Source organism: Streptomyces sp. NBC_01481 (assembly GCF_026339995.1).
GTDB lineage: Bacteria > Actinomycetota > Actinomycetes > Streptomycetales > Streptomycetaceae > Streptomyces.
Genome location: NZ_JAPEPT010000002.1, coordinates 794,100 through 814,945, shown reverse-complemented (window position 1 = coordinate 814,945; position 20,846 = coordinate 794,100). Strand labels below are relative to the sequence as shown.

At 69.1% G+C, this 20,846-nt stretch carries 16 protein-coding genes and 1 pseudogene; 8 read left to right on the top strand and 9 right to left on the bottom strand.

Annotation, left to right across the window (positions count from 1 at the left end; genetic code table 11):
* Nucleotides 1–4: 4 nt before the first annotated feature.
* The 3 genes from OOK40_RS14335 to OOK40_RS14325 are packed head-to-tail and all read right to left on the bottom strand — an operon-like array spanning nucleotide 5 to nucleotide 2,801.
* Nucleotides 5–916, bottom strand: a complete 912-nt coding sequence (locus OOK40_RS14335; protein WP_266480717.1) for an ABC transporter ATP-binding protein — start codon at nucleotides 914–916, stop codon at nucleotides 5–7.
* Nucleotides 913–1,830, bottom strand: a complete 918-nt coding sequence (locus tag OOK40_RS14330; RefSeq protein WP_266480716.1) for an ABC transporter permease — start codon at nucleotides 1,828–1,830, stop codon at nucleotides 913–915. Before OOK40_RS14330 ends, OOK40_RS14335 begins: the two co-directional genes overlap by 4 nt.
* Nucleotides 1,827–2,801, bottom strand: coding sequence for an ABC transporter ATP-binding protein (locus tag OOK40_RS14325; protein ID WP_266481725.1), 975 nt, complete (start codon nucleotides 2,799–2,801; stop codon nucleotides 1,827–1,829). Before OOK40_RS14325 ends, OOK40_RS14330 begins: the two co-directional genes overlap by 4 nt.
* 264 nt (nucleotides 2,802–3,065) lie before the next feature.
* Here OOK40_RS14325 and OOK40_RS14320 point away from each other — a divergent pair, with 264 nt between their 5' ends.
* The 5 genes and pseudogenes from OOK40_RS14320 to OOK40_RS14300 all read left to right on the top strand — a co-directional run bounded on the left by OOK40_RS14320 (nucleotide 3,066) and on the right by OOK40_RS14300 (nucleotide 8,373).
* Nucleotides 3,066–3,908 carry a M24 family metallopeptidase gene (locus tag OOK40_RS14320; protein ID WP_266480714.1) on the top strand — a complete coding sequence of 281 codons (843 nt, stop codon included), beginning with the start codon at nucleotides 3,066–3,068 and terminating at the stop codon, nucleotides 3,906–3,908.
* 14 nt (nucleotides 3,909–3,922) lie between these two features.
* Nucleotides 3,923–5,692, top strand: a complete 1,770-nt coding sequence (locus tag OOK40_RS14315) for an SDR family oxidoreductase (protein ID WP_266481723.1) — start codon at nucleotides 3,923–3,925, stop codon at nucleotides 5,690–5,692.
* The gene (locus OOK40_RS14310; RefSeq protein ID WP_266480712.1) at nucleotides 5,689–6,606 is read left to right on the top strand and encodes a metal-dependent hydrolase; all 918 of its coding nucleotides are present in this window, start codon (nucleotides 5,689–5,691) and stop codon (nucleotides 6,604–6,606) included. Before OOK40_RS14315 ends, OOK40_RS14310 begins: the two co-directional genes overlap by 4 nt.
* Before the next feature lie 92 nt (nucleotides 6,607–6,698).
* Nucleotides 6,699–7,652, top strand: a complete 954-nt coding sequence (locus OOK40_RS14305) for a MerR family transcriptional regulator (RefSeq protein ID WP_266480710.1) — start codon at nucleotides 6,699–6,701, stop codon at nucleotides 7,650–7,652.
* Nucleotides 7,653–7,777: 125 nt separating this feature from the next.
* Nucleotides 7,778–8,373: pseudogene (locus tag OOK40_RS14300) on the top strand (RNA 2'-phosphotransferase).
* Between the two features lie 35 nt (nucleotides 8,374–8,408).
* Here OOK40_RS14300 and OOK40_RS14295 read toward each other — a convergent pair.
* Nucleotides 8,409–9,308: an LLM class flavin-dependent oxidoreductase gene (locus OOK40_RS14295; RefSeq protein WP_266480708.1), complete on the bottom strand. Its 900-nt coding sequence runs from the start codon at nucleotides 9,306–9,308 to the stop codon at nucleotides 8,409–8,411.
* 93 nt (nucleotides 9,309–9,401) lie between these two features.
* Here OOK40_RS14295 and OOK40_RS14290 point away from each other — a divergent pair, with 93 nt between their 5' ends.
* Nucleotides 9,402–10,316 (top strand): Cof-type HAD-IIB family hydrolase, encoded by a 915-nt coding sequence (locus tag OOK40_RS14290; RefSeq protein WP_266480706.1) that lies wholly within the window; start codon nucleotides 9,402–9,404, stop codon nucleotides 10,314–10,316.
* Here OOK40_RS14290 and OOK40_RS14285 read toward each other — a convergent pair.
* From OOK40_RS14285 to OOK40_RS14270, 4 genes are all read right to left on the bottom strand, one after another.
* Entirely contained in the window at nucleotides 10,313–11,356 is a 1,044-nt protein-coding gene (locus OOK40_RS14285; protein ID WP_266480703.1) for a M23 family metallopeptidase, read from the bottom strand. The genes OOK40_RS14290 and OOK40_RS14285 overlap by 4 nt on opposite strands.
* A gap of 79 nt (nucleotides 11,357–11,435) precedes the next feature.
* Nucleotides 11,436–15,017, bottom strand: a complete 3,582-nt coding sequence (gene cydD / locus OOK40_RS14280; protein ID WP_266480697.1) for a thiol reductant ABC exporter subunit CydD — start codon at nucleotides 15,015–15,017, stop codon at nucleotides 11,436–11,438.
* 15 nt (nucleotides 15,018–15,032) lie between these two features.
* A complete protein-coding gene (gene cydB / locus OOK40_RS14275; RefSeq protein ID WP_266480693.1) occupies nucleotides 15,033–16,034 on the bottom strand; it encodes a cytochrome d ubiquinol oxidase subunit II in 1,002 nt (333 codons plus the stop codon).
* A gap of 22 nt (nucleotides 16,035–16,056) precedes the next feature.
* Nucleotides 16,057–17,565, bottom strand: coding sequence for a cytochrome ubiquinol oxidase subunit I (locus tag OOK40_RS14270; protein ID WP_266480691.1), 1,509 nt, complete (start codon nucleotides 17,563–17,565; stop codon nucleotides 16,057–16,059).
* 186 nt (nucleotides 17,566–17,751) lie between these two features.
* Here OOK40_RS14270 and OOK40_RS14265 point away from each other — a divergent pair, with 186 nt between their 5' ends.
* Entirely contained in the window at nucleotides 17,752–18,132 is a 381-nt protein-coding gene (locus OOK40_RS14265) for a cyclophilin-like fold protein (protein WP_266480689.1), read from the top strand.
* 40 nt (nucleotides 18,133–18,172) lie between these two features.
* Here the strand turns inward: OOK40_RS14265 and hisC are convergent, their stop codons facing one another.
* Nucleotides 18,173–19,252, bottom strand: coding sequence for a histidinol-phosphate transaminase (gene hisC / locus OOK40_RS14260; protein WP_266480687.1), 1,080 nt, complete (start codon nucleotides 19,250–19,252; stop codon nucleotides 18,173–18,175).
* Nucleotides 19,253–19,623: 371 nt separating this feature from the next.
* On the opposite strand from hisC, the gene OOK40_RS14255 reads away from it, so the two are divergent.
* On the top strand, nucleotides 19,624–20,736 hold the full coding sequence (locus tag OOK40_RS14255) for a LacI family DNA-binding transcriptional regulator (protein ID WP_266480684.1): 1,113 nt from the start codon (nucleotides 19,624–19,626) through the stop codon (nucleotides 20,734–20,736).
* Nucleotides 20,737–20,846: the final 110 nt, after the last annotated feature.

Sequence of the window (20,846 nt, the reverse complement as noted above, 5' to 3'; positions counted from 1 at the left end):
CCTTTCAGGCCGCTACGAGGTAGGAGAAGACCGATTCGAGGGACTCGTCCGAGGGCGAGACCGTCAGCAGCCGGATCGAGTGCTCGCGGGCGACCCGCGGCAGCAGCTCGGTGAACCGGCCGAAGTCGACGGCCTGGATGCGCAGCGCGCCCTCGGCCAGGTCGACCTCGATGCCCGCCGTCGACGGGTCGGCGATCAGGGCCGCGGCAAGCGCCCGGTCGTCGCTGGACCGTACGAGATAGCGGTGCGGCCGGTCCGTCATCAGCCGGCGGATCTTGCGGAAGTCGCCGGACGCGGCATGCCGTCCTGCAACGATCACCTCGATGTGCGAGGCGAGTTGCTCGACCTCCTCCAGGATGTGCGAGGAGAACAGCACGGTGCGGCCTTCCGCGCCCATCCGCCGCAACAGGTCCATCAGCTGCATGCGCTGGCGCGGGTCCATTCCGTTGAACGGCTCGTCGAGCAGCAGCACGGACGGCTCGTGCACCAGAGCGGACGCCATCTTCACGCGCTGCCGCATGCCCTTGCTGTACGTCGCGATCTTGCGGTCCTGCGCGTACTCCATCTCGACCGTGGCGAGCGCCTTCTGGGCGGCCTTCTTGCCCAGATTGTGCAACTCGGCGTTGGCGACGACGAATTCGCGGCCCGTGAGGAAGTCGTACATGGCTTCCCGCTCCGGTACGACGCCGATCTGCCGGTAGACCGACTCGTTGCGCCAGATCGCCTGACCGTCGAGCGTGACGCTTCCCGTCGAGGGGGCCAGGAAACCACCCATCATGTTGATGATGGTGGACTTTCCGGCGCCGTTGGGACCCAGCAGTCCGGTGACGCCCGGGCCGACGGTCATGGTCACGTCGTTGACGGCCACGACATTTCCGAACCACCGCGAGGTGTGCTCGATGTTGATGGTGGTCACAGCCCGACCTTTCGGTAGCGGCGCATCAGTACGGCGTACGAGCCGGCGACGAGCGCGAGGACGACGAGCAGATAGACCGTGCCCGGGCCCGCACCGGGACCCGCCTCGCCCGGGAAGGCCGAGGTTGCGCCGAGGAAGGCGGTCTGTACGCCGTCGATGAGGGTGACCGGCGAGAAGAGGCCGAGCCACTTGATCACTTCGGGCGATCCGGTCTCCCAGGCGATCGCCTGGACGGTGGAGACCGCGCCGTAGGTGATGGTCATCGTCGCGATGACGGCGGCGACGCCGAAGCCCCGGCGCGGGGTGAGCGCGGCCATCACCAGGCCGATGCCGCCGAAGAGCACGGACAGGAGCGCGACGGAGACCATGCCCTGCGCGAAGCCCTTCGTCTGGTCCGCGAAGTCCATCTTGGCGAGCAGCGAACCGACGTAGAGGACGACCAGGGGCGCCGCGGTGAGCACGAACAGCGCCGAAGCCATGGCGCCGTACTTGGCGAGTACGTAGTCGATGCGCTCGATGGGACGCGAGAAGTACAGCGGAACCGTCTTGAAGCGCAGATCGCGCGAGACGGACTGCGGGGCCTGCGCGGCGAGGAACAGCCCGATGACCGCCTGGGTGACGATCGCATAGCGGGTGTAGTCCAGCGGCAGGTCCTTGAGCTTCGTGGCGACGGCGACCGCGACGATGATCGCCGCAGGCAGGCACATCACCGCGAAGAGAATCATCGGCAGGACCTTGGACTTGGCCGAGCGGCCCAGTCCGTACGCGCCGCGCAGCGACTGCGAGTAGAGCGAGCGGCGGGCGTACGCCCGGCCGAGCCGCGGGCCTTCGTAGTTGCGGTATCCGATGTTGTGGATCCGGGTGGTCTCGTTCTGGACCCCGCTGCCCGGGACTCCGGTGAGCTCTGTGCTCATCGCGCCTGCACCTCCATGGGCTGGGCCGCTGTCTGGGGACCTTCGGGGCGGAAGACCTCGGCGATGTGGTGGCGGCGCTGTTCCATCCGTACGAGACCGAGGCCGAGCCCGGCGACGGTGTCGCGCACGACGTCGTACGTCTCCTCGCCCGTCGCCTCGACGAGGAGGATGTGGCCCGCTCCGGGCAGACCTTCCTCCACGCGCGCGTGGAGCGTGATTCCGGCGGCGGCGAGCGCCTCACGGAGCACCGCGGTGCCGTCGGGATGGGTGTCCGTGTCGGTGACCTCGACGGCGAGGGTCGTGGTGATCTGGGTGAAGTCGCTGGTCGAACTGGAGCGCAGCAGCGATCCGCCGTCGATGACGACGACATGGTCACAGGTGCGTTCGAGTTCGCCGAGGAGGTGCGAGGTGACCAGGACCGAGATGCCGAAGTCGGTGTGGATGCGGCGGATCAGGTTCAGCATCTCGTCGCGGCCGACCGGGTCGAGCCCGTTGGTCGGCTCGTCCAGGAGGACCAGCTTCGGGTCGTGGACGAGGGCCTGCGCGAGCTTGACGCGCTGTTTCATGCCGGTCGAATAGCCGCCGATGGGGCGGTACCGCTCTTCGTACAGCCCGACATGGCGCAGCGTGTCGGCGGTGCGCTCGCGGGCGGCCGTCGGCAGCAGCCCGGACATGCGCGCCATGTGGACGACGAACTCGGTGGCCGACACATCGGGCGGCAGGCAGTCGTGCTCGGGCATGTACCCCACCTGTTCCCGGATGGCGGCGCCGCTCGTGGCGACGTCGAGGCCGAGCACGGCGGCCCGGCCCTCCGTGGCAGGGGACAGACCCAGCAGGATCTTGATCAACGTGGACTTGCCGGCTCCGTTGGCGCCCACCAGGCCGGTCACACCGGGTCCGATGTCCAAGGAGAGCCGGTCAAGCGCGGTCACCCGGGGGAACCGCTTGCTCAGGCTTTCGGTCGCGATCACAGTCACAATTCGAAGGTAGTGGCGCACCACACATCGGGCGTCAACCTGCGCGGCTGGATCCGTGTCCGACTCCAGAGGTATGGACCCGTAGGGGGCTGCTACCTGAGTGCAGGGCTCCCCGCTCCTCGCTGTGGACAACTCCGTGACCCTTGGCCTCCGAGTTGTCCACAGGCTGACGCACGGGCCTTGACGTAGCCGTCGGGCATTGTCACATTCATCAGTGGCAAGTTACGAGGCGGGTACCGCACGGGGAGGGCAGGTGGCATGACCTCAGCAGTGGCAAGCGAACTGACCGCGGAACTGCGGGGGTTCAGGGAGGTGCAGCGTCTCGCGTACGCATGCGCGGAGGCGGTGGCGGCCCAGCTCAAGCCCGGCGTGACCGAGCGCGGGGCGGCGCGGATGCAGCGCGAGTGGCTTCGGGAGCGGGGTGTGCGCGACTGGTTCCACCTCCCCTTCGCCTGGTTCGGGGACCGCACGGCCTTCGTCAACTTCCGTATACCGCTGCAGTTCTTCCCGACCAACCGCGTCCTCGAAGCGGGCATGCCCTTCATCCTCGACATGGCCCCCGTCTACAAGGGCTTCACCGCGGACATCGGCTATTCGGGCTGCCTCGGGCCGAGCCCTCTCCACAACAAGCTGCTGGCCGACCTTCAGGCACACCGCGAGCTGATCCTGCGCGAGGTGCGCGAGCGGCGCTCGATGCGCGAGATCTATGAGGACGTGGACCGGCTCATGGTCCGGCAGGGCTATGCCAACCGGCACCGTGCCTATCCCTTCGGCGTCATCGCCCACAAGATCGACCGGGTGAAGGAGCGGCGCTGGGTGCCGCAGCTCTTCGGCTTCGGCACCCAGTCGCTGAAGGGACTGGCGAGCGACGCCCTGCACGGTCACCGGGACGGCTGGTCGCCGCTGTGGAGCCCGTACAGGTTCTCCGACCATCCGCCCCGGCCGGGGCTGTGGGCGGTCGAGCCGCACCTCGGATTCAGGGGTACGGGCGCGAAGTTCGAGGAGATCCTGGTGGTCACCGACTCCAAGGACCCCGAACAGAGCGCGTTCTGGCTGGACGATGATCTGCCGCATGTGCGGCGCTGGGCGGAGGACGCGTGAGCGAGGGAGCCGGCATGGGTCTCGAAGGTGCCCGGGAGCGCTGGGTCCGTACCGGCGGAATCGAGCTGTGCGTCGCCGAGCTGGGCGACGCGACGCAGCCGACCGTGCTGCTCGTGCACGGCTATCCGGACAGCAAGGAGGTCTGGTCGGCGGTCGCGCGGCGGCTGGCGGACCGCTTCCATGTGGTGCTCTACGACGTCCGGGGGCACGGCCGCTCGACCGCGCCGGTCCCGCTGCGAGGCGGCTTCACGCTGGAGAAGCTGACGGACGACTTTCTGGCGGTCGCGGACGCAGTGAGCCCGGACAAGCCGGTGCATCTGGTGGGCCACGACTGGGGTTCGGTGCAGTCGTGGGAGTTCGTGACGGTCAAGCGCACCGAGGGCCGCATCGCCTCCTTCACCTCGATGTCCGGTCCCTCGCTCGACCACTTCGGGCACTGGATCAAGAAGCGGATGAGCCGGCCCACACCCCGCAGGGTCGGCCAGCTGCTCGGCCAGGGTGCCAAGTCCTGGTACGTGTACATGCTGCACACGCCCGTGCTTCCGGAGCTCGCCTGGCGCGGGCCTCTCGGCAAGCAGTGGCCGAAGATCCTTCAGCGGCTGGAGAGGATGCCGTCGGCCGGCTACCCCACCCCCTCGCTGCCGCAGGACGCGGCACGCGGCGCCTGGCTCTACCGTGACAACGTCCGGGCCAGGCTGCGCCGCCCGCGCACCGACGCGTACGCGCATGCGCCCGTCCAGCTGATCACGCCCACCGGTGACATATTCCTGTCCGAGCGGCTCTACGACGAACTCGGCGAGTGGGCACCACAGTTGACGCGCCGCTCGCTGCCGGCCAAGCACTGGGCGCCGCGCAGCCGACCGGACCGGCTGTCGGCCTGGATCAGCGAGTTCGTCACTGCCAACGAGGACAGCGCCGCCGGGGTGGCAGGGCGGGAGAGCACGGCCCGTGGACGGTATGCCGAGCGGTTCGGGGGCCAGCTCGTCCTGGTGACGGGCGCTGCCAGCGGCATCGGGCGGGCCACGGCCTTCGCCTTTGCCGAGGCAGGGGCGCGGATCGTCGCCGTGGACCGGGACGCGGAGGGGGCGGCCAGGACCGCGGAGATGTCACGGCTGATCGGCGCACCCGAGGCCTGGGGCGAGACGGTCGACGTGAGCGACGAGCAGGCGATGGAGAAGCTGGCCGAGAAGGTCGCCGGCGAGTACGGCGTGGTGGACGTCCTGGTCAACAACGCCGGGATAGGCCTTTCCGGCTCCTTCCTCCAGACCAGCCCCGAGGACTGGAAGAAGGTCCTCGACGTCAATCTGTGGGGTGTCATCCACGGCTGCCGGCTCTTCGGCAGGCAGATGGCCGAGCGCGGACAGGGCGGCCACATCGTCAACACCGCGTCGGCCGCGGCCTATCAGCCCTCGAAGGCGCTGCCCGCCTACAGCACGTCCAAGGCGGCGGTGCTGATGCTCAGCGAGTGCCTGCGGGCCGAGCTGGCAGGACAAGGCATCGGGGTTTCGGCGATCTGCCCGGGCTTCGTCAACACCAACATCACGTCCACGGCGCGCTTCGCAGGGGTCGACGAGGCCGAGGAGAAGCGCCGCCAGAAGAAGTCCGCCCGGCTGTACGGCCTGCGCAACTACCCGCCGGAGAAGGTCGCCGACGCGATTTTGCGGGCGGTCGTGAAGAACCAGGCGGTGGTGCCGGTGACGCCCGAGGCACGTGGCGCCCACTTCATGTCCCGCTTCACGCCCAGAACACTGCGGGCGATCGCCCGATTGGAGCCGCCCCTGTGAGCGCCGAGGAGCAGGTCGGCCACTACCCCATCAAGCCGCGCCGGGTCTCGTTCGACTGGGACGAGACCCCGCTGCACTGGATACCGGACGAGCCCACGGCCACGCACGTCATCAATGTGCTGCATCTGCTGCTGCCGGCCGGGGAGCGGTGGTTCGTCAAGGTCTTCAAGGAGGCCCTGCCACTGGTCCGTGATCCGGTGCTGAGGAAGGACGTCAAGGGCTTCATGGGCCAGGAGGCCACACACAGCGTCCAGCACGCGTATGTACTGGACCACCTCGCCGCCCAGCGGCTCGGCACCGAAGGTTTCACCAAGCACGTCGACTTCCTCTTCGAGAAACTCCTCGGCGAGAAGCCGCCGTTCGGGGCGCCGATACCGCCCCAGGAGTGGCTGCGCTTCCGGCTGGCGATCATCGCCGCGATCGAGCAGTTCACGGCGGTCCTCGGCGACTGGGTGCTGCACGCCGAGGGGCTGGACCGGGCGGACGCCGACACGATCATGCTGGATCTGCTGCGCTGGCACGGCGCGGAGGAGGTCGAGCACCGGGCCGTCGCCTTCGACATGTACCAGCACTGCGGGGGCGAGGGGCTGCCGCGCTATGCCCGCCGTATCGAGGGCATGGCCGTCACCGCGCCCATGCTGCTCTGGCTGTGGGCATGGGGCACGGCCTATCTGATCCGGCACGATCCCCAGCTCGCCGGGCGGATGCGCTACTCCCTGCGCGAGCACAACCGCGCGGTGGACAAGGGGCTGCTGCCCACCTGGCGGGAGTTGGGCGCGGCCATACCCCGCTACTTCCGGCGGTCGTACCATCCCTCGCAGGAGGGCTCACTGCGCAAGGCCGTCGAATATCTCGCGACCTCGCCCGCGGCCCGCGCGGCGGCGGGGGCGGTGGGGCGGGCCGCCATGTCATAGACGGCGCGCTTCGACCGCTCATCAGCCGCTCATCGGCTCTCCTCGACCTGTCATCCGATCTGTCATTTCGATCTGTCCTCAAGGGGGCGGGCTTGTCCGAGCAGCCAGTGGCCCAGTCAGTGGCCGAGTACCGGATCGAGGATCTGTCGCACCACAGCGGCGCCACCGTCCGTACGATCCGCGCCTACCAGGACCGCGGACTGCTGCCGAAGCCGGAGCGCCGCGGCCGTGCCAATGTGTACGGCTCGTCGCACCTCGCTCGGCTGCGGCAGATCGCCGATCTGCTCGACCGCGGCTACACGCTGGCTTCGATCAAGGAACTGCTCGAGGCCTGGGACGCCGGGCGGGGGCTCGGAGGGGTGCTGGGTCTGGTCGCTGAGGTGCAGGGTCCGTGGACCGACGAGGAGGCGGCCAGGATCACCCGTACCGAGCTGGACGAGAAATTCGGCGGAAGGCCGGACGAGGAGGCCGTCGCGGAAGCGGTGGAGCTCGGGGTGCTGGAGCGGATCCCGGGACGGGACGACGAATTCCTCGTACCAAGCCCCCAAGAGCTGGCGGTGGCAGCGGAGTTGCACGCGGCTGGCGTACCACTGCCCGCGATCTCCGGTCATCTGCGGGAACTTCGCGGACAGGTCGAGCACATCGCCTCCCGTTTCCTGGAGTTCACCACCGAGCATGTCTTCGCCCGTTATCTCGGCCATCGTCCGCCGACCGAGGCCGATGCGGCCGAAGCGGCGTCGATGGTGCGGCGGCTGCGGCCGCTCGCGCAGCAGACGGTGGACGCCGAACTGGCCCGGGCCATGCGGACGTTCGCCACCCGTCATCTTCAGCACCATCTGGGTGCGGAGGGACCACCGCCGGCGGACAGTGAGCCGCGTTCGGTGTCCCTGCCGCCGGAGACAATGCGGGCGGTGCACGGCCTGGTTGGGCAGGTGCACGCGGCGGCGTTCATCGCGGCAGCGACCGAACGGGAGGTGCAGGCCCGGACATTGGACGCTCTTGCCTCAAAAGCCAATAATTCCCAGCAATTTGATCAAAGAGCTTGAAACGGGGCGCCGTTGTCCACAGAAGCGTCAATTCCCTTGTGGATAACTACAGTTGGCTGTGGATCAAACCTGTAGAGCGATTTTTTTCGGTGGCACCGGGACGCGACGCGAGGCACGCTGACGGGATGAACGAAAGACCCGACGAGTCAGACACGACCGGCGCGACCGACGAAAGACGCACCGTCAAGGTGTCGAAGTATCTCTCGAAGCATCTGCGGCACCAGCCGGAACGGATCGGCATCACCCTCGACGAGAACGGCTGGGTGGCGGTCGAGGAGCTGATGCGCGCCGCGGCGGCGCACGGCTTCCGGTTCACCCGCGCCGAGCTCGACGCGTCGTCGCACGCCGCACCGATTGGGGCGCTTCGGCGATCGACGAGCAAGCGTGCATCCGCTGCCGGCCAGTGGCCACGCCATGCCCTGAGGTCGACCTGGACCTTCCCACCGCCGAGCCGCCCGCGTATCTCTACCACGGCACCGTCGCCCGCAGCCTGGACGCGATCCGCGCCGAAGGCCTGCGCCCCATGAAGCGCCACCACGTCCATCTCTCGCCCGACCGCGAGACCGCGACCCGCGTGGGCGCCCGCCGAGGCCGACCCGTCGTCCTGTCCGTGGACGCCGGAGCGATGCACCGGGCGGGCCACCTCTTCCGCGTCAGCGCCAACGGCGTCTGGCTGGCCGACGCCGTACCGCCGGAATTTCTGCGCTTCCCCGGCGCATAAGCGGGACGGGGAAGCGCGGCGGGGAAGCGGCGCACTCAGCGGCGCAGCTGGGCGAGGCCCTCGGTCGCGATCTGCTCGAAGACCGCCTGGTCGGCGGCGAAGTCCGAGTCCGGGATCGGTGCGTGGATCACGATCTCCGTGAAGCCGAGCTCGAAGTGCTTGCCCGCGAAGTCCACAAAGGCGTCGAGGGACTCCAGCACCTTGCCCGGTTCCGGTGTGAAGCCGGTGAGCATGATCTTGTCCAGCTCGGCCACGTCCCGCCCGATGTCGGCGCACGCCTTGCCGAGCTTCTCGACCTGCCCGCGGATCGCCTCGACGGACTGCTCGGGCGTGCCCGTCTCGAACAGCTTCGGGTCACCCGTGGTCACCCATGCCTGCCCGTGCTTCGCCGCAAGCTTCAGCCCGCGCGGCCCGGTGGCGGCGACCGCGAAGGGCAGCCGCGGCCGCTGTACACACCCGCGGATGTTGCGGGCCTCCACCGCCGAGTAGAAGGTCCCCTCGTACGTCACGGAGTCCTCGGTCAGCAGCCGGTCGAGGAGGGGGACGAACTCACCGAAGCGGTCCGCCCGTTCGCGAGGCGTCCAGGCCTCCTGGCCCAGCACCGTCGCGTCGAAGCCCGTGCCGCCCGCGCCGATGCCGAGCGTGATCCGGCCGCCGGAGATGTCGTCGAGTGAGATCAGCTCCTTGGCGAGGGGGACCGGATGCCGGAAGTTCGGCGAGGTGACCAGGGTGCCCAGTCGCAGCCGCTCGGTGGCGGCGGCCGCCGCGGTCAGCGTCGGGACCGCGCCGTACCACGGGCCGTCGCGGAAGGTACGCCACGAAAGGTGGTCGTAGGTGTACGCGGTGTTGAAACCGAGCTGCTCGGCTCGGGTCCACTCGTCGCGGCCACCCTGGTGCCAGGGACGGACAGGAAGGATCACGGTACTCAAACGCATGCTTCGAGGTTACGTGGCTCAGAAGCGGCCCGTGCACTCTCACATGTGCGCCCGCCCGCACACCCGTGCGCCGGCGTACGGGAGAATGGATCTGTGACCTCAGCTACCGATCCCCGCGCCCTGCCCGCTGCCCCCCGGCTGATCGCCACCGATCTCGACGGCACTCTGCTTCGTGACGACAAGTCCGTCTCGGACCGCACCATCGCCGCACTCGCCTCCGCCGAGGAGGCCGGGATAGAGGTCTTCTTCGTCACCGGCCGCCCTGCCCGCTGGATGGACGTCGTCAGCGACCACGTCCACGGCCACGGTCTGGCGATCTGCGCGAACGGCGCCGCGGTCGTGGATCTGCACGCCGGCGGGAAGGTGATCGAGGTCCGCCCCCTGGAGCGGGATACGGCCCTCGATGTCGTACGCACGCTGCGCGATGCCGCTCCCGGGACATCTTTCGCGGTCGAGACGACCACCGGCATCCACTACGAGCCGGACTATCCGCCGTTCCATGTCGACCCGGGCGCCACCGTGGCGGTCGCCGAGAAGCTGCTCCGCGACGAGGGGCCCGGCTCCGCAGCCCCGGTGATCAAGCTGCTCGCCCATCACCCCGAGCTGACGCCCGACGGTTTCCTCGCACTGGCCCGTACTGCGGCCGGCGAGCTCGCGTCCTTCACCCGCTCCAGCCAGACCGCGCTGCTGGAGATCAGCGGCCTGGGTGTGAGCAAGGCAAGCACGCTGGCACTCTGCTGCGCCGAGCGCGGGATCTCCGCCGACGAGGTCGTCGCCTTCGGTGACATGCCCAACGACGTGGAGATGCTGACCTGGGCGGGAACCTCGTACGCGATGGGCAACGCTCATCCGGACGTGATAGCCGCGGCGTCCGGGCGGACCGTCGCCAACAACGAGGACGGCGTCGCGGTCGTCATCGAGCAGATACTCGCCCGCCGCCTGGAGCACGACAAGCACGGCAAGGGCTACGAAGGCAATGAGCACAGCGAGGGCAACGACAGCCACTAGAGCGGGACCCCGTGCTCGCGCAGCCAGACCGCCGGATCCACCCCGGACCCCAGATATGGCGTGAGCCGCACCTCGAAATGCAGGTGCGGCCCCGTCGAGTTCCCCGTCGTGCCCGTCTGCCCGATCCACTGCCCGGTCCGCACCTGCTCGCCCTGATCGACGGTGACCGCCGCCAGATGCGCGTACTGCGTGTAGTAGCCGCCCGGGTGCTGCACCACCATCTGGATCCCGAAGGCGCCGCCGCAGGAGACCGAGAGCACGCGCCCCGCCCCGACCGAGCGCACCGGGGTCCCGATGCCCACCGCGAAATCCTGTCCGGTGTGCCGGTGTGCCCAGTGCTCACCGGCACTGTCGAATCCGGCCGACAGCTCGTAGTGCTCCACCGGCGTCACCCACTCGGTGCCCGGCGGCGGCGCGCCCCCGGTCTCTTTGAGATCTACGGCACCCGCGCACTTGCCCGCCGCGACGCTTTCGTCCGCCTCCGCCTGGAGCGTCCACTGCGCGGCCTCCAGCTTTGTCTCGATGCCCTGCTTGATCGCGGCGAGCTTCTCCTTGCGTACGTCGAGTTCGCGCCAGGCCGACCTGGCCCGCGCCTCGGCGACGGAGAGCCGCCGCTCGGCCGCCCGGGCCCGGCCGATCAGCTGGTTCACGGCCCTCTCCGCCTGCCATGCCAGCCGCTGTCCGCGCATCAGCTCATCGGGGTTTCTGGCGAGCAGCATCCCGGCGGTGAGCGCGAGCGGGCCGCCGGTGCGGTACTGGGCGCGCGCCACACCGCCCACCGCGTCGTGGATCGCGGCGAATTCGAGCCGCTGCCGGTTCAGGCGCTCCTGCAGCAGGCCCGCGGCGGTGCGCTGTGCGTCGGCCGCGCGCCTGCCCTGTTCGTACGTCGCGGTGGCCTTGGCAGCGTCCTCGTACAGCCGCGCCACCTCGGCACTGGCGCTCGGCCCGTCGGACGCCGTGGCCGGGGCCACAGCCGTACCGATGAGCGCGCACAGCAGCACCGGGACGAGCAGCAGCCGGTCGCGGTGTCTCAGGCACATTCCCGGATCGTCACCCGGCGCCGGGACGATTCCCGGTACCCGTGAGGTGTCGTACGCCCGACCGGCCCAGCAATTAGTCCTATTTCGTGAAGAAAGCCGGTTGCGCGGCCTCTCCGATCCGGGCGGAGAGCAGGTCAGCGGCTCGTTCACGCTCCAGCATCCTGCGCAGGGGGCCATCGGCCGCGGCGAGTTCCGCGTACGAGCCGCGCTGCACCGTACGTCCCGCCTCCAGGACGACGACCTCGTCCACGGCGTCGAGACCCTGCAGCCGGTGCGTGATCAGCAGGGTCGTCCGGCCCTCGGTCGCCGTCAGCAGATCCGCCGTCAGCGCGTCCGCCGTCGCCAGGTCGAGATGCTCGGCAGGCTCGTCGAGCACGAGCACCGGGAAGTCGGCCAGGAGCGCACGCGCCAGGGCCAGCCGCTGCCGCTGGCCGCCGGAGAGCTGCGCACCGTGCTCGCCGACGAGGGTGTCGAGACCGTCGGGGAGCGCGTCGACCCACTCCAGCAGCCGGGCCCTGTCCAGCGCCTGCCGGAGTTCGTCCTCCGTCGCCTGCGTCCGCGCAAGCCTCAGGTTCTCCCGTACGGAGCTGTCGAAGAGGTGGGCGTCCTGCGCGCACAGCCCGACGAACCGCCGGACCGCGTCCCCGTCGAGCGCGGCCGCCTCCACACCGCCGAGCGTGTACGCCCCCTCCCTGGCGTCCAGGAAGCGGAGCAGCACCTGCGCGAGGGTGGTCTTGCCCGAGCCCGATGTGCCGACCACGGCGATGCGCCTGCCCGCGGTCAGGGTGAGATCGAAGCCGTCGAGCGCGTCCCGCTCCTGACCTGCGTACCGGGCACTCAGTCCCCGCAGTTCGAGCGGGAACGCCGTTGCGGGCGGGGTGGCAGTGAGCTCCGGCTCGTGTACGGGAAGAGGCGCGTCCAGTACCTCGTGGACGCGCTCGGCACTGCGCTTGACCCGCTGCCGGTACTGGACGGCCAGCGGCAGTGAGGTGACGGCCTCGAAGGCTGCGAGGGGGGTGAGCACCACGACGGCGAGGGACACCCCGTCGAGCCGTCCGTCCCGCACCGCCTGCACGCCGGCGAACGCGGCGCACACAACGGTCAACCCGCAGGCCAGGGCGGAGAGCCCGCCACCGAGCGCGGTGGCCGCGGCGCCGCGCGAGGCGATCCGCGTCAGCCGCGTGTCGGTCGCCCGCGTCCGCTCGATCCGTCCCTTCAGGGCTCCGGCGACCGTCAACTCGGCGCTCCCGCCGAGCAGATCAACGACATGGGTAGCCAATGACCCGCGTGCGGGGGCGAGTTGCCGCTCTGCCCGCCGGGCGAAGGTCCCGCTGACCAGCGGTACGGCAACACCTGCGAGGAGCAGTCCGACGGCAAGCACGGCCCCGGCCTCGGGCAGCAGCCATGCGGTGAATCCGACCGATCCCGCACCCACGACGACGGCCACGCCCGCGGGCAACAGCCAGCGCAGCCAGTAGTCCTGCAGCGCGTCCACATCGGCGACGAGCCGGGACAGCAGATCCCCGCGCCGGGTCTGCCGCAGCCCGGCGGGCGCGATGCGTTCCAGCCTGCGGTAGACGGCGACCCTCAGCTCGGCGAGCATCCGCAGCACGGCGTCGTGCGACACGAGGCGCTCGGCGTAGCGGAAGACGGCCCGCCCGATACCGAAGGCCCGGGTCGCCGTCACGGCCACCATCAGATAGAGGACCGGAGGCTGCTCCGAGGCCCGCGAGATCAGCCACCCCGAGACGGCCATGAGCCCTACGGCGGATCCCAGCGCGAGGCTCCCCAGAAGCAACGCGAGCCCGAACCGCCCCCGCAGCTCCCCGGCCATCCCCCGCACCCGCGCGAGCCCAGCGGTTCCGGACGGCGCGAAGCCGGGCGTATCGCTCCCGGCAGGGCCACGCCCGGAGAGCTGTCCGACACCGTACGGCGCAGCCGCCGCGGGCCCCAGCACGGAGGGACGGACCACACTGTCAACGGCACCTTCCGGCGAAGCCGACGGGCCCGGCACCACAAAAGAGCCCCGCGAGCCCCCCACCTCCACCACTCGGTCGGCCACCGCGAGAAGCGCCGGCCGGTGGACGACCAGAAGCACCGTCCGACCGGAGGCCAGCCGCCGTACCGCGTCGACGATGCCTGCCTCGGTCTCGCCGTCCAGCGCCGCCGTCGGCTCGTCGAGCAGCAGCAGCGGCCGATCCGCGAGGAACGCCCTGGCCAGCGCGAGCCGTTGCCGCTGACCGGCCGAGAGACCGGCCCCGTCCTCGCCGAGCGGCGTGTCCACGCCCTGGGGGAGTTCCGCCACGAAGTCGTGTGCCCCCGCCTGCCGCAGCGCTTCCTGCACCGCCGCCTCATCGGCATCCGGCCGCGCAAGCCGCACGTTCTCCGCGACCGTTCCCGCGAAGAGATACGGCCGCTGCGGCACCCACGCGATCCGCTCCCGCCACCGCTCCATGTCCAGGGCGGAAAGGTCCATGCCCCCGACCCGCACGTGCCCCGCCGCGGGCTCCACGAACCCCAGCAGCACATTCAGCAGCGTCGACTTCCCGCCGCCGCTCGGCCCGACCAGCGCGACCGTCTCCCCGGGCTCGACCACCAGTGACGCCCGGTCCAACGACGCCTCGCTGCGCCCCGCATGGCGGACGGTCACCCTGTCCAACTCCAGCCGCAGGCTGCCCGGAGTCTCCCCGGTACCGCCCGCCCGCGGCTCCCTTTCCAGAACCTGGAAGATCTCCTCCGCGGCCGAAAGCCCCTCCGCCGCCGCGTGGTACTGCGCCCCGACCTGCCGGATCGGCAGATACGCCTCGGGCGCGAGGATGAGGATCACCAGACCCGTATACAGATCCAGATCCCCGTGCACGAGCCGCATCCCGATGCCGACGGCGACCAGCGCCACCGAAAGAGTCGACAGCAGCTCCAGCGCGAAGGACGAGAGGAACGCGATCCGCAACGTCCGCAACGTGGCCCGCCGGTACTCCGCCGTGATGGAACGGATCGACTCGGCCTGCGCCTTCGCCCGTCCGAAGACCTTCAGAGTGGGCAGACCGGCGACCACATCGAGAAAGTGCCCCGACAGCCGGGACAGCAGCCGCCACTGACGGTCCATCCGGGCCTGGGTGGCCCAGCCGATGAGGACCATGAACACCGGGATCAACGGCAGCGTCACCACGATGACCGCCGCCGAGACCCAGTCCTCGGTCACAATCCGCGCCAGCACCGCCACCGGCACCACGACCGCGAGCCCCAACTGCGGGAGATAGCGCGAGAAGTAGTCGTCGAGCGCGTCGACTCCACGCGTGGCGAGCGCGACCAGCGACCCGGTGCGCTGCCCGCTCAGCCAGCCCGGCCCCAGCTCAGCGGCCCGCTCGAGCAACCGCCCCCGTAGCTCCGACTTGACCGCCGCGCTCGCCCGGTGCGCGGCCAGTTCGGTCAGCCAGGAGACGACCGCCCTGCCGATGGCGACCGCGGCGAGCAGGATCAGCGGTGTCCCGAGACCGGCGGTGGAGAGCCCCTTCTGGAAGGCCCCCACCACCACGTCGGCAATCAGCATCGCCTGGGCGACGACCAGCGCCGCCCCGACAAGTCCGAGGAGCACCACCGCGATCAGGAATCGGCGGGTGGCCCGGGCGTACCGGAGCAGACGCGGGTCGATCGGTTTCACGTGAAACATCCCCCACTAGTGGGCATCGACGATGTGCTGCGTACCGATCCGCTTGCGGAAGACCCAGTACGTCCAGCCCTGGTAGAGCAGCACCAGCGGAGTGGCGATGCCTGCGCACCAGGTCATGATCTTCAAGGTGTACGGACTCGACGAGGCATTGGTGACCGTCAGGCTCCACTCCTCATTGAGCGTGGACGGCATGACGTTCGGAAAGAGCGTGAGGAACAGCATCGCGACGGCGGCCGTGATCGTGACGCCGGAGAGCGCGAACGACCAGCCTTCGCGCCCCGCCTTGATGGCCACAATCGCGCCGACGAGCGCCACCACCGCGACCACCACCGCGACCAGACTCTTGCCGTCGCCGTGCGAGGCCTGGGTCCAGGTCAGGAAGCCGAGCGCCAGGGCGGCGGTGAGCAGCCCCAGCTTCAGGGCCAGGACACGCGCCCGTACCCGGATGTCGCCCACCGTCTTCAGCGCGGCGAACACGGCGCCGTGGAAGGTGAACAGGGTCAGCGTGACGAGCCCGCCCAGAATCGCGTACGGGTTGAGCAGATCGAAGAAGGTACCGACGTACTCCTTCTGTCCGTCGATCTTCACGCCGCGCACGATGTTGCCGAAGGCGACGCCCCACAGCAGGGCGGGCAACAGCGACGTCCAGAAGATCGCATGCTCCCAGTTGGTCTGCCAGCGCTCCTCCTCCCTCTTGTGCCGGTACTCGAAGGCGACTCCGCGCAGGATCAGGCAGACCAGGATGAGCAGCAGCGGCAGATAGAAGCCCGAGAAGAGGGTGGCGTACCAATCGGGGAAGGCGGCGAAGGTCGCACCGCCGGCGGTCAGCAGCCACACCTCGTTGCCGTCCCAGACGGGCCCGATGGTGTTGATCAGGACTCGCCGCTCGGTCCGGTTCCTGGCGAGCATTTTGGTGAGGACGCCGACCCCGAAGTCGAAGCCCTCCAGGAAGAAGTAGCCGATCCACAGGACGGCGATGAGTACGAACCAGACGTCGTGAAGTTCCATGCCTCAGCAGCTCCTCAGGGCCTCAGTACGAGAAGGCCATCGGCCGGTCGGCGTCACGGTCGTCGCCGCCGATCTTGGTGGGCGGGTTGAGGTCGGCCTCGGTGAGCTCGGGCGGTCCGGCCTTGACGTACTTGACGAGCAGCTTGACCTCGATGACGGCGAGCACCGCGTAGAGCAGGGTGAAGACGAGCATCGAGGTGAGCACCTCGCCCTGCGAGACACCGGGGGAGACCGCGTCACGGGTGCGCAGTACGCCGTACACGACCCAGGGCTGCCGCCCCATCTCGGTGAAGATCCAGCCCCAGGAGCTGGCGATCAGGGGGAAGGCCATCGTCCACAGGGCGATGATCCAGTACCACTTGGTGAGCAGGGGGTTCAGCGCCTTGCTCTTGAAGAGGACCAGATGGGGCACTTCGTCCTCGCCCGTCCGCAGGCTCGCCGACAGCATGAACTTCTTGCGGGTGAGCCAGAGCCCGATCAGGCCGATGGTGAGGGACGCCATGCCGAAGCCGATCATCCAGCGGAAGCCCCAGTAGGCGACGGGGATATTGGGCCGGTAGTCACCGGGCCCGAACTTCTCCTGCTCGGACTTGTTGACGTCGTTGATGCCGGGGACGAACGAGGTGAAGTCGTCGTTGGCCAGGAAGGACAGCAGTCCCGGGATCTCTATGGCGACCTTGTTGTGGCCCTTTTCGACGTCGCCGTAGGCGAAGACCGAGAAGGGCGCGGGCGCCTCGCCGTCCCACAGCGCCTCGGCTGCGGCCATCTTCATCGGCTGCTGCTTGAACATGACCTTGCCGAGCAGATCGCCGCTGACAGCGGTGAGCAGTCCGGCGACGACGATGGTGACCAGCCCGAGCCGCAGCGAGCTCCGCATCACGGGGATGTGCTTCTTGCGCGCCAGATGGAAGGCGGCGATGCCGACCATGAAGGCGCCACCGACGAGGAAGGCGGCCGTGATGGTGTGGAAGAACTGGGTGAGCGCGGTGTTCTGGGTGAGTACGTGCCAGAAGTCGGTGAGTTCGGCCCGCCCGCGCTCCTTGTTGATGCGGTAGCCGACGGGGTGCTGCATCCAGGAGTTGGCGGCCAGGATGAAGTACGCGGAGAGGATGGTGCCGATCGACACCATCCAGATGCAGGCCAGGTGGATCTTCTTCGGCAGCTTGTCCCAGCCGAAGATCCACAGTCCGATGAAGGTGGACTCGAAGAAGAACGCGATCAGCGCCTCGAAGGCGAGCGGGGCGCCGAAGATGTCACCGACGAAGCGCGAGTAGTCGGACCAGTTCATGCCGAACTGGAACTCCTGGACGATGCCGGTGACGACACCCATGGCGATGTTGATCAGGAAGAGCTTGCCCCAGAACTTCGTGGCCTTGAGGTACTTCTCGTTCTGTGTCCGCACCCATGCCGTCTCCAGGCCGGCGGTGAGCGCGGCGAGCGAGATCGTCAGAGGAACGAAGAGGAAGTGGTAGACGGTGGTGATGCCGAACTGCCATCGCGCCAGAGTCTCGGGCGCCAGAGCCAGGTCCACGTCGTCTTCTCCTTACATCGCCGTAGTGATCGGCAGCTTGCCCCTCCAATCCCATCGATCTCGGGACAATCAGGGCGAGCTTGTGAACGCGTTCACATTCACAAGCAATTATGGCTCATGCGAAATCCATACCGTCGGGCGGGGTACCCCTTCCCCGAAAGCTCAACATCTTGTTGAATTCGGCGCATGCAGATACGTATCTCATGGCCCGCCGGGCACCTGACCGCAACCCTCGACGAAACCCCTACGAGCAAGGCGCTCGCAGGGGCTCTGCCGCTCACGTCCACCGCCCTGACCTGGGGCGACGAGGTCTATTTCGAAACGACCGTCTCCCCCGCCCTGGAGGCGGACGCACGACAGGTGGTCGAGCCGGGCACGGTCGCGTTCTGGACCGAGGGCAACGCGCTCGCGCTGCCCTTCGGCCCCACCCCGATCTCGGAGTCCGAGAAAGAATGCCGCCTCGCGAGCCCGTGCAATGTCCTCGGCCGGATCGACGGCGACCCCCGCCTGCTGGCGACGGTCCGCTCCGGCGACCCGGTCCGCGTCGAACGGGCCGAGGCGGCTTAGGCCCCGTCCGGCTGATCTTGCCAGGCTCGAGGGCGTCCCCCTAGAGCTCCTTGCGGAACGCCTGGGTGGTGTGCAGGAAGAGGTCGTTGGCCTCGGTCTCCCCGATCGTGACCCGCACGCCCTCACCCGCGAAGGGCCGGACCACGACACCGGCCTTCTCACACGCCGCCGCGAAGTCGAGCGTGCGCTCGCCCAGCCGCAGCCAGACGAAGTTCGCCTGGGTCTCCGGCACCGTCCAGCCCTGCTGGACCAGACCGTCGTAGACCCGCGCGCGCTCGCAGACCAGCGAGCCGACCCGGCCGAGCAGCTCGTCCTCGGCACGCAGCGAGGCGACCGCCGCGTCCTGCGCGAGCTGCGAGACACCGAACGGCACCGCGGTCTTGCGCAGCGCCGCGGCCACCGGCTCATGGGCGATCGCGAAGCCGACCCGCAGTCCCGCCAGGCCGTACGCCTTGGAGAAGGTGCGCAGCACCGCCACATTGGGGCGGTTGCGGTAGATCTCGATGCCGTCCGGGACCTCGGCATCGCGGATGAACTCGCGGTACGCCTCGTCCAGCACCACCAGGACGTCCGAAGGCACCCGGTCGAGGAACCGTTCCAGCTCGGCCCTGCGCACCACCGTGCCGGTCGGGTTGTTGGGATTGCAGACGAAGATCAGCCGGGTCCTGTCGGTGATCGCGTCGGCCATCGCGTCCAGATCGTGCACCTCACCGGCGGTCAGCGGCACCTGCACCGACTTCGCTCCGCTGATCTGGGTGATGATCGGGTACGCCTCGAAGGACCGCCAGGCATAGATGACCTCGTCCCCCGGGCCCGAGGTGGACTGCAGCAAGGACTGCGCGACGCCGACCGAGCCGGTGCCGGTGGCCAGATGCGTCACTGGCACGGCGAAGCGGTCCGCCAGTTCGTTCATCAGGCCGGTGCAGGCCATGTCCGGGTAGCGGTTGAACCCGTGCGCCGCGGCGATCGCGCTCTCGATCACACCCGGCAGCGGCGGATAGGGGTTCTCGTTGGACGACAGCTTGTACGCGACCGGGCCGCCGGCAGCCGCGGGCTTGCCCGGCTTGTAGGTGGGGATGCCGTCCAGCTCAGCGCGCAGCTTGGGGCTCGTCTCGCTCACCGCAGGTCCTCCTCGTGCCTTCTCGTAGCTTTCTCGCACCTTGGGCAGGTTCGAATACTGCTCACCTTATGAGGATTCCCGGCCACTGCGAATGGCCGTGGCCAGGAAAGGGGGAGCGCTCACCTCCGCGGCGCGCGCCGGTAGCTCACGCCGTGGCGCGCATCACCCGTAGTGGTGAGTTGAGACCTCTTCGAAACATCGACCATTCGACAGGCCTGCGCGACCCGGCACCCGAGACGCCCTGGGCGTACCCCCCAACTTCCTTGACTTCCAAGGTAGTTGGGCGTCAATGATCATGCAGAAACGTGCCTGTCAACGCGTGCATATGCGACCGGCTCAACCACCCACGCGAGCCCTACTATCGGCTCGCCATGACAGCAGCAGGGAAGCACCAGGTGAGCCGGACGGAGACATCCCGCCGGAGCAGCCGGCAGAGTCGGGCGGGCATCCGAGACGTGGCCGCCGCGGCCGGTGTCTCGATCACGACTGTCTCAGACGCGCTCAACGGCAAGGGCCGGCTCCCGGACGCCACCCGCCAACATGTCCGCGAAGTCGCCGACCGGCTGGGCTACCGCCCTTCCGCGGCGGCCCGAACCCTCCGTACCGGAAAATCAGGCCTCATCGGCCTGACGGTGACGACGTACGGGGATGAACCTTTCACCTTCACCGAATTCGCGTACTTCGCCGAAATGGCGAGAGCCGCAACCTCGGCCGCGCTCGCCCGCGGCTACGCCCTTGTCATCCTGCCCGCAACCTCACGCCACGACGTCTGGTCGAACGTCGCCCTCGACGGCACCGTCGTCATCGACCCCTCCGACCATGATCCGGTCGTCACCGAACTCGTCCGCCAGGGCCTGCCCGTCGTCTCGGACGGCCGGCCGGCCGGAACCCTTCCGGTCACCGCCTGGGTCGACAACGACCACGAAGCCGCCGTACTCGATCTGCTCGACCATCTCGCCGACGCGGGCGCCCGCCGGATCGGCCTGCTCACCGGCACCACCACCGACACCTACACCCGCCTGTCCACCACCGCCTATCTGAACTGGTGCGAGCGCGTGGGCCAGGATCCGGTCTACGAGTCCTACCCCGCCCACGACCCGTGCGCTGGCGCAGTCGCAGCCGACCGGCTGCTCGCCCGCCCCGACAGACCCGACGCGGTCTACGGGCTCTTCGACCCCAACGGCACCGATCTGCTGGCCGCCGCCCGGCGGTACGGCCTGCGCGTCCCCGAGGATCTGCTGCTCGTCTGCTGCAGCGAATCGACCGTGTACGCCACCACCGAACCGCCCATCACCACGCTCTCGCTCAAACCGCGCAGGATCGGCACAGCGGTCGTCCAGCTCCTCATCGACGCCATCGAAGGCATCAACGAAGACCGGCCGGTTGAACAGGTGATACCCACCGAACTGATCGTGCGGACGTCCTCGCAGCGCCGCCCTCCGCGAACGACCGTGAGCGCCCCGCGATCACCTTCACCGGACTAGACCTGATAAATCGGGATGAAACAACCGGCGCACCAGGGATGCTGACGGATTCACCACCCCTGGTGCGTCACACAGCGCGGAGCTCATTCCTATGATGGGCGCACGACACC